At 58.0% G+C, this 18,464-nt stretch carries 8 protein-coding genes; 1 reads left to right on the forward strand and 7 read right to left on the reverse strand.

Annotated elements, in window-relative coordinates; genetic code table 11:
• The first annotated feature begins 150 nt into the window (after nucleotides 1-150).
• Nucleotides 151-1,095: an H-NS family nucleoid-associated regulatory protein gene (locus tag AWB75_RS34300; RefSeq protein ID WP_087087158.1), complete on the forward strand. Its 945-nt coding sequence runs from the start codon at nucleotides 151-153 to the stop codon at nucleotides 1,093-1,095.
• A gap of 1,267 nt (nucleotides 1,096-2,362) precedes the next feature.
• Here the strand turns inward: AWB75_RS34300 and AWB75_RS34305 are convergent.
• From AWB75_RS34305 to AWB75_RS39030, 7 genes are all read right to left on the reverse strand, one after another.
• Complete coding sequence (locus AWB75_RS34305; RefSeq protein ID WP_061128405.1) at nucleotides 2,363-3,709, reverse strand: hypothetical protein; 1,347 nt, start codon at nucleotides 3,707-3,709, stop codon at nucleotides 2,363-2,365.
• Nucleotides 3,706-10,023 carry an AAA domain-containing protein gene (locus AWB75_RS34310; RefSeq protein ID WP_061128411.1) on the reverse strand — a complete coding sequence of 2,106 codons (6,318 nt, stop codon included), beginning with the start codon at nucleotides 10,021-10,023 and terminating at the stop codon, nucleotides 3,706-3,708. Before AWB75_RS34310 ends, AWB75_RS34305 begins: the two co-directional genes overlap by 4 nt.
• Before the next feature lie 17 nt (nucleotides 10,024-10,040).
• Complete coding sequence (locus tag AWB75_RS34315; RefSeq protein ID WP_061128406.1) at nucleotides 10,041-10,685, reverse strand: 4Fe-4S single cluster domain-containing protein; 645 nt, start codon at nucleotides 10,683-10,685, stop codon at nucleotides 10,041-10,043.
• Between the two features lie 3 nt (nucleotides 10,686-10,688).
• Nucleotides 10,689-12,512 carry an AAA family ATPase gene (locus AWB75_RS34320; RefSeq protein WP_061128407.1) on the reverse strand — a complete coding sequence of 608 codons (1,824 nt, stop codon included), beginning with the start codon at nucleotides 12,510-12,512 and terminating at the stop codon, nucleotides 10,689-10,691.
• A 155-nt stretch (nucleotides 12,513-12,667) separates the two neighbouring features.
• The gene (locus AWB75_RS39025) at nucleotides 12,668-14,083 is read right to left on the reverse strand and encodes a restriction endonuclease (protein ID WP_235012390.1); all 1,416 of its coding nucleotides are present in this window, start codon (nucleotides 14,081-14,083) and stop codon (nucleotides 12,668-12,670) included.
• A protein-coding gene (locus AWB75_RS34330; RefSeq protein ID WP_087087159.1) for an IS5 family transposase occupies nucleotides 14,080-14,897 on the reverse strand; the annotation gives its coding sequence in 2 pieces (ribosomal slippage) (nucleotides 14,080-14,549 and nucleotides 14,549-14,897; 819 coding nt in all). Before AWB75_RS34330 ends, AWB75_RS39025 begins: the two co-directional genes overlap by 4 nt.
• 1,033 nt (nucleotides 14,898-15,930) lie before the next feature.
• The gene (locus AWB75_RS39030) at nucleotides 15,931-16,527 is read right to left on the reverse strand and encodes a hypothetical protein (protein ID WP_061128412.1); all 597 of its coding nucleotides are present in this window, start codon (nucleotides 16,525-16,527) and stop codon (nucleotides 15,931-15,933) included.
• Between the last annotated feature and the right edge of the window lie 1,937 nt (nucleotides 16,528-18,464).

The following is an 18,464-nucleotide window of genomic DNA, read 5'->3' on the forward strand; positions in this document are numbered from 1 at the left end:
CCCGCGCTCTCGATGAGGGCACAAAGTGTGCGCCCATCGCCTCTGCCATTGACGGACCGAGCCGGATAAAAAAGCTGACCCAACGCCTGCATGGAGCGCAGGCATTTGAAACCGTGTTCTGCAGAGCGTCCTTAACTTGAAGGAGAGGACATGGCCACGTTACAAGACTTAAAGGCGCGAATTGCCAAGCTGCAGGCCCAGGCTGAAGCGATCGCTAAAAAGGAGTCTTCAACCGTACTGGCGAAGATTCACGAACTTTTAGATAAACACGGTCTGACAACGGCAGATGTCGACGCTTTCCGTGGGTCGAACGGAAACCGCCGCGCTGGAGGAGCAGATACTTCGAACAAGCCTGCACGCGCTGCGAAATACGCCGACCCAAAGACTGGGGCGACGTGGACCGGCCACGGACGGGCGCCGGCTTGGATCGCGAGCGCCAAGGATCGTAGTAAGTTCCTAGTCGACGGTGATAAGGTCTTAACGCCGTCTCCAGCGAAGAAGGAGCCGAAGGCCGGCAACTATGTGCGTGGGCCACAAGAACCGAAATACCGAGACCCACAAAGTGGTGCTACGTGGAGCGGCAGAGGCAAGGCGCCCGCATGGCTTGCGTCAGCCGCGGACCGTACAGCGTTTCTAATCAACGCACCGGGTGCAGCGTCTTCGGAATCGACGAAGCCTGCTGCGAAAAAGGCGACAGCCAAGAAAGCGACGGCGAAGAAAGTGACAGCTAACAAGGCGACGGCGAAGAAAGCGGTTGTGAAAAAGGCACCAATCCAAAAGTCGGCGGCCAAGAATGCACCCACCAAGACAGCGGCGACAAAGAAAACGACGGCCAAGAAGGCTGCGGCGAAGAAAGGTGCTGCAAAAACGGTAGCTGCAAAGAAGGCGCCGGCTCAAACCGCTGCGACTGCGACCAGCGAGGCTTCGGCGACGACTGCTCCCGTGAAGAGAGGGGCGACCAAGAAAGCGGCAGCAAAGAAGGGCAGCGCAAGGAAAGTGGCCGTCAAGAACGTATCTCAAGCACCGGAGAGCGCGCCGCTGGTATCCAGTTCGCAACCGGAAGCCGGGGCGAGCGGTACGTCGGAAACGGCATAATCCACGTGACGCGCGACACGCTATGGGCTCCCTGCGCGCTCGCGCGCTGTCTTTTCCTGGCTACCAAAGAGACTGCTCAATCCGGCCGGAGCCTAGCTGTCGAGGTCCGACGTTCCTGCGCCATCGGGCTCGAGAACGCAAGATTACCCTGATTATGCCGAGCCCATTTTCGTAGCAAAGACCGATCCGTGTGCTTTTCGAGCGTCGTGCTGACCGCTTGAGTCTCTTTGTGCATGCGGCAAGTAACGGAGGCGATCCTAACGGGACTTCGTATTGTTACAAAATTCTTCATCCAAGACGGTTTGAGAAAATGCTCATCGAATAAAGGAAGATTTAATCGGGAATGAAACTCGGAGCCGATCTTGCCCCACTCTTTGTTTGGCAATAGTCTGCTTCGGTGTTATACATCCATAGTCACGCGTCGGCCGAGCACCGAGCCGGTCGACGTTAATGCCGCTTCTTCCGACTGAAGAGCTTCGGCGGTGACCTCCAGCGTGGACGGGTGCGACCGGTGGCGCGCTGGGGAAATCGGACTACCACGGGGGTAGGTTGAAACAGTCCGTGCGGTGGCGAAGATAGAGCCGCGACCTCGAAGTCTGTCGGAGCCATTCGAATACGAGATGGTGGAAGGGGTGCTTGCGCGATATAGCAGGGGCCCCGGCTATTCCTGGCTACCCTAAAGCGAAGATATGCTCACTAGGATCTTCTTCCGTGAGCATATCTTTCCATTCTCAAAGGAACATGTTTCGCTTTAGCATATGCTCAATCCTACAGAGAATATGCTTGGCTCTCGTCGCGCCCATATGTAAGCAGGCCGCTGCGCGGCTGGCAGCCAGGAGCGGATGCTTGCAGCGAGCATCTTTCTCCCGTTGCCGACAAACAGGCGCGTCTATTAGCGGGTCGCGCGTGTCCGTGCTTCGTCACTGATCTGCTCCGAGGGCGAATATTCTCCATGCTTCACCTTGGTGGCCGCTGCGACTGGTGGCCAAGGAGCCGATGTGTGCGTCGCGCATGTCGCTCGCGTTGCCGACTAGCGTCTCGGAGAGCGGGGCCGCGGTGTATGCTGTCATCGGCGCTTTCGTTGATCTGCTGTGCGGGGTGCGTTTGAGTCTTCGCGCTGCTGGGCCGGCGCTCACTTAGGATCGCAGCCACCTTCGTGTCCGATCGCTCTCTCGTGGCGGCACGCGCCGTCAGCGCTCTCGACAATGAGAGTGAGGTTCGCTGCTACCGTAGTTCACGGCCGAACGGCCAGTTTGCTTCTGTCCGATTAACGTAGCGAGCGTCGTTTTTCGACTGATACGGTCTCGGTCTCCGCGTCTCCGATGACTTTGAGGGGGATCTCACCTACACCCATTGCGCGCTCAATGAGCAAACTATCGCCTTCGGCAACGAGGAATTCCTGGAGTCGGCCGAAATCCCCGCACCAAAGCATTTCGACGTCTTTGTCCCGGACGACATCGCGATTCGCGGATAGCGCTACTGCGCGAACTTGTAGTCGGCTCGACTTTGCTTGTCCACCAATTTCCACACCATAACCAGGCAAGGCTGGGTTCTTAACGACGACGCGGCCATCGCGCGCCCATGCGGTCTCCATGCCGTCGTTGACTTCGTACCCTAGGCGCGCGAAGCCCTTTAGAATTGCGTCGCGTCGTGCTTGTGCCGCTTGGCGTTGCTGCTCTTGCTCAACGACGTTTTTGCATTCCTCCGCAAGCTGGGCAATCGCCTGCAAGGATGTTGCGCTGCCGCAGTGCTCGATTCGCGTGAACAGAGCCATGGCTTCGACGGACGTGTTTGCGCTGATCTCAGCCGCAAGCTGTTGCAGTTCTTCAATTGCCGAACGATGTGCACGAGTCGCATCGATAGCACTAGAGACGTCAAGTATCAAACTATCAAGCAAAAGGTTACGACGCTGCTCGTTTGACTCGGTTTCGATCGCGCGCAATCTAGCCGCGAATTTTGCGACATCAGCCTCTTCAAGGAACACTTGCGCCTCAGCAATCTGGCGGTCGACGCGCTCGTAAAGAAGGTTGTTCGAGGGCGAAACGTTCGCCGCTTTCCAGTCGCCAAGGTCTTGAGGCGTCTCGGTGCCCATCAGCCGGCTCGCAAGCTTTTGCTGCGCCTCGCTGATCGTCCGTGATGGCTCCGGTACGAGAAGATTGAATCCTTGAGCGAGCAGAATGTCCGCGTTTGCGACGTCCTCGCCTGACGCGATGAGGTCGAGCTTTGACCCGAGATCCTGGGGCACGACGATGCCTTTGGACTTAAGCGCGCCCCTGAGTGTCGTCGCGCTATCGCGTCCCTGTCGCCTACGCTTCGCGGACTGTTCCGCTTTCTCGACCGCAGCGCGTTGCCGGCGTCCGACGTCTGCCTTCAGGAAGGCGATCTCATCTGGAACCTTCTTCTGCAGTTCCATGAAAGCATCCTTGGCAATCAATGCAGCGAGTGCCTTACGACGTTCGTGAGTCGCTGCGATCTCCTCAGCCGAAAGCTCTCGAATACGCTGCCCCGATGCTGTCCATGCGGCAATCGCGTGGTCGAGCCGGTGTAGATGAGCTTCGCAGATCGCGAGAACTTCTTCCCGCGTAACGATTCGAACAACCTTCGGCCCACTCATGCTACGACCTCCGTTTTCAGGGCTGCGTCGATTGCCGCTTTCAAGCGAGCTTTTTCCGCTGCTGGCTCGTGATACCAAGCCTGGGATGAAACGCGATGCAGTGTCGGGATGGCCCGCCGCAGGACGGACGGTCGCCAGATTTCGCGCGCCCTGGCTCTTTGGAGCAGGTGGTGGCGCGGGGCGTCACACTCGATACCGATGGCGTACAAGCCGGTTTCCGGGTCGGCGATAGCGAAATCGAGACCGAAGGCGTCGCCTTCCTGAGCGATAGCGGGCGACAGTCCAAGCTCACGCAGATATTCGAGAACATCCGTTGCAAAGCCGTCGGCTTCGCCGCTTTCCTGCAACTTGTGATGAGCGCGTTCGCTGCTCATGCGGCCAAGAAGCGCCCGCCCGGTTGGGAGCTCTCCGTTTGACATCGCGCGTGCGTACTCCAGATAGCCTTGGAGGTAATCACGCGGAATGGCCGGCTTACGCTTGGTGTTGAGCATGTCCGAGATATCCGGGATGGGCATCGATGTCACAAGCACGACTTTCCGTCGAGCGCGCGTCACCGCGACGTTCAGGCGACGTTCGCCACCTTTTTGTCCAAGCACGCCAAAAAAGCGCTTGAACGCGCCCTGGCTGTTGCGGCCAAACGTAGTCGAAAAGACGATGACATCGCGCTCATCGCCCTGGACGTTTTCCACGTTCTTGACGAAGACGCCCATGTCTTCGCCACCGTCGGAGCGATCGCTTTCCTCCCGATACGCATTTCGGAACTCCTCGTCTCCTTCTGCTCGTAGCTCCAGCCGCTCTTCGATGAGGTTAGCCTGCTTAAGATTGAACGTGACGACGCCTACTGACGGGCGTTGGTCAAAAGGAAGTTTCCAAAGTTGCGCGAGGTATTCGACCACGCGGTCCGCCTCATCAGAATTCGTCTGGCGTTCATAAACACCGTTGACTGGAATCAGCTCCAATGGCTTGATTTCCCGAATCGTCGCTTCGGGATGCCGAACCGGCACGCTGAGTTCGTTGTCGTAGAACGCGGCGTTCGAGTAACCGATCAGTTCGCGATAGGCAGAGCGATAGTGAATCTGCAAGGTGGTAACGGGGAGGGAGCTACGTGCCAGTTGGAGCAGGTCTGGGCAGTCCTTGATCTCGCGACGGTTCCAGGTGTCTTCGAAGAGTTCGCGTTCTTCCTCGGTTGCGTCTTCGTCGGGCTGCTCTCCGTCATAAATCTCCGTTTCGTCGCTGTCCGTGCGACCCGAGAAGAACTTTGCAGGCGGCATCTGCTTTTCGTCACCACTCACAACGGAGACGCCGCCACGGAACAGCGTGGGAATGGCGTACTCAACCGGCATCTGTGACGCCTCGTCGTAGACCACTGAGTCGAACAGATTCGACTTGAGCGGCAGAACGCGGCTAGCGACGTCCGGATTCATCATCCAGACCGGGCGCAGTGCCATTAGGCCAAGGCCGGCGCCAAGTTCGATGAACTCCCGCAGACGACGAGAGCGTCTGCCGCTCAGCCGGGTGACGTCCTCCCAGTCGCGCACCGAGCCAAGCTTGCTGCGGTCAATCCCGTTGCGAAGGACTTCGCGATTGAGTTGACGCATTTCTTCGTCGGCACCAGCCAGTGCTTCAACCTTTGCGGCCGTCTCAGTCTGGTCAAGAAGCAGTTCTGGGTTCTCCTGCTCGAAGCGACGCTTCCATCCCAGTCGTGCCTCTCGATTGATGAGGCGTCGCACTTCCCAATCGAGATCTTTGGGCGGGACACTCGCGAGAGCTGTCTCGTGGGTTCGCATGACTGCAAACAGCTCAAGCGCTTGCGCATTGAGGTGCTTTGAACGTGCGCGGAACTGTTGATAAGCGCCCAGCGTCGGCAGCGCGTCGTTGATACGGTTTAGCGGCCCCTGGTAGCTCACGTTCTCTGCAATGGCGCGGCGACAGGCATCAACCAGTTCTGGCGAGATCCATTCCTCAAGTCCGCTAAGCGCGTTGAGGCTGTGCTGGCGAGCGTTGTAACGAACGAAGGCTGTCTCAAATCCGTCAAGCAGCCGTTTCACGTGAGACTGATCGCCCGTCATCACCGCCGAATCGAATTCGTCGCCGCGCGGTGCAATCGCAAGATGCTGCGCGAGCTCGCGTACCTCTTCGAGCTGGCGCAGGCGGGCGCGGCATTCTTCGGCGAGTGTCGGCCCGCATGCCGGTTCTACCGTATCCAGGTGCAACGAGCGGCTCGTAGCGTTCAACGCTTCGCGCTTCGGACGCCATAGCTGTTCAAGGTGCGCCGCCGCTAGCAGCACACGAAGTGCATCGTCAGTCGTTGGAGCACCACAGTTCGCAAGGTACTTTTTCAGCCCGCTGCGTCTGATGTAGGTCGCAGGATTGAGTCGACTGAAGAACGTCGGCGCTCTGGTGGCGAGTGCGGCGCGTGCTTCGATGTCGTTGAGTTGTGCATTGCCCAGCTGCGTGAGCGCTGGCGATAGCGTCTTGTCGAAGGTGGCACCATCGATTTCCAACAACTCTTGATGGAGTTGCTTCAGTACGGCGTAGTGCTGATGACCAGGCGCGTCGGCTTTGTCGGCCGGTCGAAACAGGGGCAACCATTGGGCGAGACGCTTGCGCTGGGTCTCCTCGAGGCTCACGAGGCGGCCTGCGTTTGTGTCGAGCCACGATCGATACGGCGCAGGGTCGTCAACATCAAACCGTGCCGGATGGGCGGCGAGGGTATCGACACGTAACAGCTCAGCCTCGCGGAAGCTCGTGAACACGGCGTTAAATTCCTCGACTGTTGCAGGATCGGTCGCAAACGACTTCAACTGTGCGAGCGCGCTACCTTCGAACTTGGCTGGGAGCCAATAGCGGGCGAGCGGGGCGCATTGCTCCTCGAGCGTTGTCAACGCAGAGATGTCGAGCCCGGCAAGCTTTGCACGAAGCTGCGGCACGCTAACTGGCGCTGAGCCAGCCTCAAGCTGGATCAGCTCGCCGAGTAAGGCGCGATAGCTCAGGCCCGTCGAGTCGTCTACGCGATGGAGCGCTTGATGTTGTCGGTCGAGTTCGCCTTCCAGCGTTTCGATTCTTGCTGCCATGCGTTCGCGTTGGCGCACCCAGGTATTGTCAAACGACGAACCTCGAATGATGGCGTCAAGCTGCTCCCGGACAGCCCTGATCGTCGGCTCGCGGTCCTTGTTCACGTCATTGACCATGACGATGCGGTCACCTAGCCCTTCCGCAACTAGCCGCTTGTGTACCACCTCCAATGCAGCGTGCTTCTGGCACACGATCAGCAGGCTCTTGCCGCGTCCAATCGCGTCCGCAACCATGTTGACAATGGTCTGGCTCTTCCCGGTTCCCGGAGGGCCCTCAACGAGGAGACCGGGACCTTTCCGAGCCTGCATGATTGCAGACTCCTGCGACGGGTCGCTGGCCACGGTCAGAAAGCGCTCGATTTCGCTGGCTGACGCTTCGGGTGTCTCGTAGGCCGACTTGCCTTTGAGACGGAGCATCGATTCGAGCGCGGTCCCGGAGGGCGACAATACCTTCAATTGGCGCAGGTCTTCACCGATCGCCTGGCCGGCGAAATCCACATGGAAGAAGACGCCGGCACACGCAATCCGAAGTTCGCCCACCGGCACGTCGGCCGTGGGAGAAGGCAGGGCGCTGAGTTGGCGACGATCGGAATTTGCCAGCAACCCAAATGCGTCGACCACGTCGGCGACTTTGAGCGCCGAGCGTCCGAGTATATCGTCCGCTGCGGCCCGCCATGCCTTGACCGAGTCCCGGCCGAGCAAACCTTCGAGCGCCGGGTTCAGCCGCACTTCCTCTCGCTCTCCGTCGAATGCCAGTGCAACCTGACCGCGGGCGCCTAGCTCCATCACCAGCTTGACCGGCCAGAGCAGAACGGGCGCAATGCGCGGGCGCGAACCGCTCCGACCATCCTTGTAGTGCAGGAACGGGAATCCGAGGTAGAGGCCGTCAATCCCGGTATCCCGCTTGTACAGAGAAGTTTGTCTGAAGAGCGTATTCAGCCGGTTTTCCAGCGTCGTATTCGCGCCGAAAACCGCAGGGTCTACCGAAACCGACTGCGCATTGCGCTGAAGGAGATGCTCAAGCAGCGCCGCGCTCGAGTAACGCTCGCCGTTTAGTTCGTGGACATCCACCCGGCCAGTCGTTTTGCCAATGGTCATTCGCACCAAAGGGCCGCGCAACACAGTCGTGGCGACCTTCTTCTCGAAGAACTCCAGGATCTGAGATACGTATTGCTGCTTTTGCGGCTCCAACCACTGCTCCGCAGGCACTGAAAGCAGGACAAGCACCTCATGCAGCGGCAATCGGCGTTCAAGGCGGAAATGCTCGGCCCACTCGTCAATTGACCGATTCCCGGTTCGAGCGAAGCCCGCGATCCGGTCGTCAACCTTCCGGAAGAGATCTGCCCGGGCAAGCGCCAGTTCCGCCCGAGCCGCCTCCCGGTCGAACGCAAGAACTTGTTCCCGTTCGGCTAGGTCAGCGGCCTGGTTGAGAATCTCCTCAACTGACCGGAACTGCGAAATTTTTGCGCTCAGAAGAACTATTAGGTCTTCCTCGCTGACAATTCTGCGCTCCGAGAGTGATAAAAGGCCCGAGTGAGTGGAGTCCGGCAGAAGAAGCCGCCGCTCTTCCCATTGCGCTGCCAATTGAGCTCGTGAAGTGGAGAGCACCGCGACGCGCACCATGTCCTCGTCTAGCTCGATCGCGTGATTGTGCGCACGTGTGCGGACTTCCTCGGCCCGCCGCCGAAGGCGCGAGAGCCAAGTTTCCGTGTGCAGTCGCTCGAGGAACGAGGGTACCGAGCCCGTGACGAGGTCATAGCCCTCAAGCGGGTTTCGAAGGAGCCACCCTGGCGTAACTATGTCGCCGCGCAGGATAAGTGGCATTTCCGGGTTCAGAAGCTTGAGCGCAATCATCAGTCGGCAGTCGTCGTCAACGCCGTCAACCTGTGTAGCCTGACGCAGGCCGGCGAGCTCCTTAGACGGAAGGCCAGCTTCTTCCGCCCAGGTGACAATCACGCCACGATTCAGGTGGTCGCGGGCTTCGTCCCAGTTCTCGCGTTCCGCAGCCGCGAGTGCAAACACGGTGGGCTTGTGATATTGCCGTGCGCCGAGTGAGATGCTTGCGCCCACAGCCGCATCAGTCTCGGAAGTCGCCGCAGATGGCGCATCGACGTGCTTGCCTTCGAGCCAGTCCTTGACCTGCGCCCACTGCCATCGCTGATGGCGGTCGCGGGCCAGCAAGCCGCGCAGAAGAAGGTTAAGAGCGGGATCAAGGTCGTCCGGGAGCGTGACCCCGTTCGCCAGCACGTGAATCAAGAACGCACGTGGATTGATACGCTCGAAGCATTTTCCCTCGGTCAACTGCTCGAGCAGGATCATGCCGAGGCTCCACCAGTCGGAAGCAGCAGCAACACCGCCGGCGATGGCTTCAGGCGCCATGTAGCGGGTCGTTTCGAGCGGAGAAACGATGTCGAGGTCGAATTCCGACAACCGTGCCGAGCCGAATCCGCTGATCACGAGATCGAGTGGCTCGCGACTCCGCACAAGCAACGTGCCCGGCCGGAGGTCGCGATGCCGCAAGCCAGCCTCTGAGAAAGAGTTGAGCGCCTGTCCGAGTTCGTCTACAACATGGCGAATCGTCGCCATGTCCCGCACCGCGATACCCACGTCGGCAAGCGTACCACCACTGAGCTCTTCGGCGACTTCATAAGCCCTCGTATTCCAACGACCGGTCTCGATGATTTCAGGGACGTGCTCACGCGGAAGGCGACGGACAACGTCGTAGACAGATGGGTCTGGCTCGGCACCGTCGCGGTAGAGCGTCAGAAACGCTTGTCGATTGGTATCGCAGTGCTGCACGACATAGCGCTCTCGCACGCCATCGGTACTGGAAATTTGCCTGAGAACGCGCCACCCGTTGATTTGAGTCTCGGTCGTCTGCGGCAACGTCGTTTCATCGTCTCTGACGACGCGCTCGGCTTCGTCTGCGCCCCGATCATGGGGCACGTCGTCTGCTGCCGTGGCGGGGTCGGCCCCGCACTCTAGGCACATCAGGTCACCGTCATTCATCGGGTGCCCGTTAGTGCACAGCAGTTGTGGCTCGACCTGCGCAGAGCGTTCCGCTTCGTTCCTTTCGTTGTTTGCGTGTTCGGCGGTGACCACCTCCTGGGGTCGCCACCCCGGCGCTCGAATCGGCAGGCCGGACAAGTCCCAGTTGCACGTGGCTCCGGCGACGGTGCCTGCGCAGAACCATTCCTCTACAGACCGCTCGGTCTTGCAGTTCGGGCAAAAACGCATCATTGCTGACATTTCCTGTCTTATCGGTTTTGCGCTTTGTCGGCGCTGATCTGGACGCTGTGGCCCTGATCGGTCAATAGGTCTCTCAAACGGTGAAAATCGTTTCGGTTCGGTATCCCCGCGAACCAGACGGCACCGTCCTCGTCAAACATGACATCCAGCGACTTATCGCTCTTGCAAAGGTCGCGTTCATATTGCGAAAACCTCTCCCGACCGAGCTCCGTGAGGAAATGCAAGCGCTGGTTATCGCTACCTCGCAGCGGTCGCGTATGCGGAGCATCGAGTTCAAATGGGTCGGTGATGAGCGCATCGATCAAACCGTCTGTCTGCGCGAGAATGCCTGCGAGCGACTCGATAGGGTGACCGCTGTAGACGAGAATATCGCCGGAAGACATCTCGCGCAGCGCGCGGACGAGCGCGACGAGGGCATCGGGCTGGTCAAAGGGCTCTCCACCCGAGATGGTAAAACCGTCCGCGTGCGGTAGCCATGCGCATACTTGCTCCAGGACGAGTTCGAGAGGGGTTTCTCCACCAGTGACGGCCCACGTATCTGCTGAGATACACCCCGGGCAGCGAATACTGCAGCCTTGAAACCATATGCCGATACGTTGTCCCGGCCCCAACGACCTGACGGGAAAGTGCAAGCGCGACAGATGGATGTCCATGGCCTAAAGCTTTTGCAACTGAAGCTCACCGCTTGAGATACCTGTAATCAGGAACCGGTCGCCCGTCTTCGCGTCCTGGTCGAACAGGCCTCGCGCGAGCGGATTGATAAGGTGGGCCTCGATCTGGTTACGGATTCCACGACCGCCATTCGAGAGGTCGCGGAGGCACCGTTGCTGAAGCGCCACTCTGGAGGGTTGATCGAGTTCGACGGCCATACCTTGTGATGCAATGTCCTCAAGCACAACGCACACCATCTGGTCGAAAATCTCTTGCGCGACGTCGTCCCGGATAAAGTCGAAAACGATGATGTTTTCGCCAATCCGGTTAAGAATTTCGGGCCGGTTGAGCACCAACTTGAAGTGTCGCTCGATCTCGCCGAGCACCTTTTCCTCCATCTCCTCGAGGGAATCGCTGGCAAGCGCGTTAGGCACGCGTTGGCCCAATTCGTCCTCGCGGTAGATCCCGAGATTAGAGGTGAAGATGATCAATGCCTCGGAGAAGTAGACCCTATCACCACGACCGGACGTGAGCACGCCATCATCGAGAATCTGCAGGAACTTGTCGAGAATCCGTGGGTGTGCCTTCTCGATTTCGTCGAAAAGCACGACGCTAAACGGTCGCTCTCGAATCGCGTTCGTCAATTCGCCGCCAACGTCATAACCGACATACCCGGGCGGCGCACCGATGAGGCGCTGGTCCGAATGCTCCGAGCTGAATTCAGACATGTCAAAGCGAATATAGGCGCTCTCGTCGCCAAATAGAAGACCGGTGAGCGTTTTCGCGAGTTCGGTCTTTCCAACACCAGTTGGCCCGGCGAGAAACGCGACGCCGCGCGGCCGGTTGCCCTTGCGTTGCGAACCTACGCCGGTCATCGCGCGCTTGACAAGGTCGAGCATGTGCGTTACCGCATGAGCTTGTCCTTTCACGCGCTTGCGGATAACGGGTTCTGCGTTGCGTATCTTCTCGCGCTCAATCAGAAGCCACGGGTCCTCCGTCACGCCGACCTTGTAACGCCTCACGGCGTCAGAGATCTTCTCGATGGAGACGTTTTCGACTCGGGCGAGCGTAGCGATCGCATTCATATCGGCCAGCAACAGGCCCTCGCTTCCGTCGACAAAAGCCGACTCGGCTTCCACGAGGGTCGTCGACGAAGCTCCTTGCGAGCCTGGTACGCCGCGCAGAAGTGCGCCCGAAAGCGCACGCCGGGCGGCGCTGTCGGGCTTGGATACCGGGATATGTCGGATTCGCGGGTTGCCGATCAGCAGCCAATCGGGCAAATCGCCTTCCTTGTCGACGACCCAGATCACGGTGTTAAAGAAGGGACGTCGTTGCTCGCCTGCCGGACGAGCGCTGACCGCGTGCGCGAGCACAAGCGCCCGTGTGAAGAGGTTGTGTTCTGCCGCGCTCAAAGACTCCGTCCGGACAGCGAGTCGCGAGGCGAAGTCAACGACTAGCGTTATTGGTGGCCCGGTCAGGGCAGTGAGGCGCTCAAGACAGGCTGCAAGCGCATCGATCCCGCCCGGCGCGGCACCCCCGACCGGCGTCAGGCCGAGACGTTGTAAGGTCTCATCGCCACGCTCATCAGTAGGCGCGCGCCCTTCGGGAACAGTAAAGCCGGACACCGGGTTCCAAACCACCAACTGGGCGTAACCCGCCTCCCTGAGATTGTCAGCCAGAGCGCTCACGAGAGGCTGGGCCGTTACCAACCCGGGTGCCACCTCACAGGCCTGGAGGTCGCGAACGTTTCCGGACAGAACGAACTGGCTCTTCAATGGCAAAAAGCGCAGCAGATCCCTTAACCAGCGGGGCTTCACATAGGCGGACATGGCTTCGCGAAATGCTTGGAAATAGGCCAAAACGTTATCATAGCCGGTGCCCTGAGTGCCTTCACGGGCGCGGCCTTATCAAATCCACGCTGAATCGCCGCATAAAAAGGGTCGAGGCGTGGCCGAGCATCCGCGGTCACTGTCAGAGGCAACTCTCAAGCCGGCTCTGGGCTCAATATATCGCTCCCGTCCAGCTGATATTGCTCGATGATGCGTTGATTGTAGTCGTCGAGATAGGTCTGCAAATCGCGGCGGCCGACTAGTCGCACTGCGGCGGCGCCGGCGAGCTCGATAGCCGATCTCGTGAAGTACGAGTTTGTGACCACCATAGCTTCGTCACACCCATAGAAGCTCTTCGCAGAGATAGCCTCTTGCACGGCGGCATTGCCCACGCTTCCTGAATAGTTTTTCGCTTGAATCACGATTTTCTTGCCGAACCGGCTGACGAACAGGTCGGCGCCTTGGTCGCCACTCAGCTTCGTCCCCTCTACGTCGTACCCAGCAGTGCGGAACACTTCTCCTAGGAAAGACTCGAAATCGTACCCGTTCATTGCGTCAACGTGGTACATCGTGACGAATCGAGATGGGTCAAAATGTTCCAGTTTCGTAGCTAGGCGCTCGACGAGGATGTCGAAGTGGATCGTCTCGCATCGACGCAACCAAGTTTGAATGGTCGACCAAGGAAGCAATGGCGTACCGAAAGTTGAGGCTGCCTCGCCAACATAGTCAAGTTCGGGGTGACGAATATCTTTGTCCCACAAGAAGTAAAAGAAGAGGCTGAGGTCATCCCTGAAGCTCGTGCCTGCTTCTGCGATCCAGGAACGAAGTAGCTCCATCAACGACGCATCGCTCATTTGGCGCGAAATTTCGTTCGAGAATCCGAGATAGGCGGTATTGAACCCGGTCGTCAGCAGCAGCTTTTCGAGCAGATGCGGAAGTTCTTCGAGTTCGTGGAATCCCTTACGAATGAGGACTTCTCGGAATAGCTCCCGATTAGAGTACGAGCCATTGAGCCGTGCGCCGGGTGTTGGCGCGTCGTTAGACTGTGCTTGTTCGTGATTGATGGTGTGAAAGAAGTTTGCGAAGTATGGCTTCCTGAGCTCCGAGTATTTCTGAAGCACCGCGCGGAGCAAGTCGTTGAGCTGCGCCTGTTCTTTCTTCTTTCCTAGCAAATCTTTCAGAAAACCCTTGGTTTGATACTGAAATTCGGGATAGAAGGAGGGGTCAAGGGGAACTTGGACTGATTGCGGTGTTTGTTTTGCAGCCTCGGGAGTCGCTACCAGGGCGCACCACGGGCACTTTGTTTCGAAAGACGTTTTGATGCAAGAGGTGCATTTGTAGATCACGGTGCGTCTCCATCCTCGAGTATGCGAACAGTGATGAAAAGTTGTCTGTTTTGGCGAAGCGACGGTGCGTTCAGCATCCTGGTCGGTACCCATCGATCGTCGCCAGGTACTGGCGCGTTGCGCTGCGGCGGAGCGACATAGTGCTGCGGCGCGAAAAAAATCTGTCTCGTGCTCGGGCATATCGTTTAACGTCAAGAGCGCCTCGAACTTTAGAGACGGATTCAAAAAGGCTGCTCCGTCCGTCTGAAGATGTTCCAGCAGACGAGGGAGCAACCGAGTTTGAGAAATGCTTCGTGAATGTCGGCGCGACGTTCGAAGCGGATACGAAGACGACGGAAGTTGTGAAGCCACGCATGAGTACGTTCGACAACCCAGCGGAATTTGCCCAGACCACTGCCGTGCTCTGTCCGGCGCTTGACAATCACCGGCTTGATGCCGCGCTTTCGGAGCTTCTGGCGATGCGTCTCGGAGTCGTAGCCACGGTCTGCGTAGATGACTTTGGGCTTCTGAAGAGGTCGGCCACGTACGCCGCGCATCGGTGGAATGGCGTCAACGAGTGGCAGCAATTGAGTGACGTCGTTGCGATTCGCGCCTGTCAGGATCGCGCTGACAGGAACGCCGTTAGCGTCTACCAGGATGTGGTGCTTGGAACCTGGTCGCGCGCGATCCCTGGGGTTCGGGCCAGTTTTTCGCCCGCCCCAACGGCTCGCACAGATGAAGAGTCGACGGCTGCTAGCGAGAAGTCCAGTTCGCCTGCCTCGCGTAACTTCGCCAGCAGTAGCTCGTGCAATCGCTTCCACACACCAGCCTTCTGCCAGTCGCGCAACCGTCTCCAGCAGGTTGAGCCAGAGCCAAAACCCAATTTTGTCGACAGGTCGCGCCAGCGAATACCGGTCTTGAGCACGAACAGGATGCCGTTCAGTGCAGGCCTGTTCGCGACCGGCAACCGGCCTGGATACTTCTTGCGCCGTGGTTTTGGCGTCGGCAGCAATGGCTCGATTAGTGCCCATAGTTCGTCATCAACAATCGGCGCACCCATCCTTGGTTCTAGTTGTTCAGATGGCCAAGGTTAACAGCTTGCCGAGAAGGCTAACAGCCCCACCGGAGTCTTTTTGAATCCGTCTCTTAGGATGCGACTCGAATATTTTCTGCCGGCTTGGTCCTACCGCGTTAGGCCAATGATTAAGGCTTTCCGCGTTCATTGCATCTCTGGATCGTCACGAGCGGACAATGGATTGCGCTTGAAGGGAACGAGAACGCGCGCGGAACCGGAAGCGAGTCCCGCATCTACGAGAACACTGAGAGAGCACAGGCGTTGAATTGGTGTAACAAGCCACCTAAGAATGCGCACACGTTCGGACCCAATGTCTTAGAATCAATTTTTTATTACAGAATAGTCACGATGGTACGCAGAAGACGTCACAGGAAAAGTCACCTCGCCGCGGCGATAAAGCAATCTAGTCCAGCTGCGCAGAAGTTCTGGTCCATTCTTATCGTTCTAGCTTTTTTCTTTTCGATGTTCATGTACTTCTCTCATTGAGCTTGCGCCAAAGTCGAATTTTTCGAAGATCGAAGCAATAGTCAACGCTCATTTCCTGGCTGAAATCGGTCCAAAAGGAGAAGCCCACGAGGTGCACACGACAATGTCGCTGCGCTCAGCGTATTTAGGACGGGGTGGGCATGGCCCGATCTGATTGTTGCTGCAATCATGTCAACCTTGGCACTGACCTCCGCAATCTCCGTCAGTCGAAAGCCGAGCTGCGCGACGGCGCTGGACGACGGGAGGCTGCATCCAGGCAATAACTCACGTCACCTTCCCCATCTCGAGGAGCGAATGGCGAGTTCCGCCGAACGAGTGCGGCGTATGCGTCGACTATCTTCGCATCCAGCAACTCCCTGAACAACGAGCGAAGATCGCGATAGTCGATGCCATTCGATGTTGACAGGAATGCCGGTCAACGCTGCTATCGAAGATCGCGCGAGCAGCAGCGCAGTCACGCGACAGAAATGAGAAGTGAGTGCAGCCAGGACATGCGACGCTGCGGTCGCATCGCCACATTGCCCCAGCCCTCTCAGACGGTTTGACCGGCTTTTCGCCGCTCAGCCAAGACCCGGTTGCGCCAGGTCCGGGCGACGCTCGTTCCGATTCTCTCGAACTGAATCCCACTTGCAACGCGCTCGAGGCAGTGCAATTCCTGCAGAGCACCTTCGCCGCAACGTTTGCCACGCCGTTCCGCAAATCTCAGCTCTGCGTCGAGGTTCCGCTTGCGAAGCTCCGCGCAAATCCAATCGGCGGCTGCTTGCCATTCTGTTGGGCGAGCGTGCTTGGGGACACCCATCATCATCTCCGCATTCGCTTCGTCGAATGCATTGGAGTGCAGGACTTCTTCGACTTCGCGCAGTACATCATCAGCGTTCCCGTCCGGCTTCTCAACGGCAGAGCGCCAATTGGGAAAGCGCTCTGAGATGGCCTCGACGAGCGCTTCCATGTCGAAGTCGCGCCAAAATCGCGGTAGCGGTTTGTACGCAAATTCGACTGCGAAAGACAGGTGGCCCGCGTTTACGTCGGCGTCTCCGAGTCCGCAGTCGGACATGAAGTCGACGATGGCTCTGGCCACTTCGTTGCCGGTGGTCGATTCGGCTTGTTGCTTGGATTCTTGGTCGTTCATGGTGTTTCTCATGGGAGAGGCGCAGTGCAACTTCGTTGCTGATGCCGTCATTTGTTGGTCACGCTGGAGAGCGTTCGATTTAGCAAGTGCGCGACTTGGGATCGCGCGGGCGCAGTTCAATACTCTTCTCGCAGCATGTCGTCGAACGCCTTATCGCCGCGGTGTAGTACAAACGACGTCACATCAAGCTCGCACCTTGCGCCTCCGGGGGTTACCTCGAGCAACGCTACGGCCATGTTATCGAGTGAAGTGCATGGGAATCCGAGTACCGCATGTTCGGGCTGGAGCCCGTCAGATGCTCGCTTCTCGGAACCCTTGATGAGGTCCACAAGGGGATTGACTGTCGAGCCTCCGTTCCGCAAGCGCCCTCGAGCGAGCGTTTGCTCAGCTTCTACCGCTTCGGCCAAAACGTGAAGCCAGTTTTCGAAAGATGAGAGGCTGAACGTCTCACCATACGCTTGGGCGAGACCGCCCGTGAGCTGCACGCAATTGGAGTCCGATTGATAGCCGAATCTCTCAAGGTTATCGAGTAGACGAAGTCGCGCCTGAGATAGGCGATGTCTGGGCGGGGATGAGCCGGAACGGCTCGACTGCGTATAACCCTGTCTTCCGGCTTGAAGTACTCCCAGACGGTGTACGAGTACCTCATTACATCGAACTCGTGCCCGCCAATCGTGATTTCTGAACTGCAAGTCATGCGTTACCTCTGCAATGAAGAATGCGACGATCGAACAGATGTGAGGTCCCGATTAGGTGGCATCACTCTGCGCGTACGTCCTCGGGTTTCGACAGGCGAGTCGAAACCGCACGCCGATATGGTGTGCTTGAGGACGCGATCTGGGCGAAATCGGCGGTGGATCCCAACGGCCGATTTGCTGGGGCATTCTTCAAAAGGCGAACGCAAGACTTCTTCCGCTCTGCGCGGTGCGACGGCTCCGTTTGGATGAGCATTGTCGTAGATGTCGTCGAACGACGAATTAACCGCGCGTCCTGTCGCGATAGATCGTGTGCTCGATAGCTGCACGATAGCATGAAATTGTTTTAAAACACAATATATCGGTGAAACATTCTTAATAAAGCCGAACTTATCGCCAAAACTACCTGAAAATAAGCGGTGTTTTTGCAGGAGCCGCGGCTCTCACGGAGACGCGCCAATCGTAATCGATGAACTCCGGTCGCGCCGCGCGAACACGGACTGCGCCCGGCCGCAGTACCCGGGGGGCGTCGTCAACGACCTCTCCCGATCTCGCTCTTTCCTTCGTCCGACTCGTCGACCGTCGCAACCTTGTAGTCGTCGATGCAGCTGAACACGTCCATGGCGGATGTGTCCTGATCTGATTTGTCTCGCGTTGAGCCTCGGGGGAGCGGCCAAAAGTCATGATCCTCAGTTCGCCGTCATTCCTTAGCAGTTCAAGGTTCGAACAGTCGGCCGTTGACCAATGCTCGAGCCGTCTCACCTGGCGCGTGGCGGCCGCGCTGTAGGGCGAAGCTTGCAACAAAAAATTTTTTAAAAAAATTTCGCCTAATAAATAACTTGTTTTGAAATGGCGAGACAAATGGGCCGAATCGTCCCTTTTCGCCGCTTGTATGTCATGTAACTCAATGCTATAAATCCGCTCAAGCGCCTTGGTAATGCTGCTGGAAAAGCACCCAGCGGGTGTGATATTTATCGTTTCAAGGCTTAATATAACGTGGCCTTGGAAGCAAGCCTTTTGAGTGTTTTTTCGCAGCGCCCGAAAGCTTTTCAACTAAAATTCTCTTACGTTAGAATTCGAACCATCACTTAAGCAATCGATTCGCGAGAAGGCCGTCTGGGGTCATCAAAAAAAGGGCCTCTTTTGAAATCAGAGTGGGGTGTGTCAAGAACGCGAGCATCAATCGACCGATGTTTGCGGAGCTTTACCAAAGATGAAGGAAGGCCCTTCGGAGTCGGCTTG

The sequence above is a fragment of the Caballeronia catudaia genome, from assembly GCF_001544755.2.
GTDB lineage: Bacteria > Pseudomonadota > Gammaproteobacteria > Burkholderiales > Burkholderiaceae > Caballeronia > Caballeronia catudaia.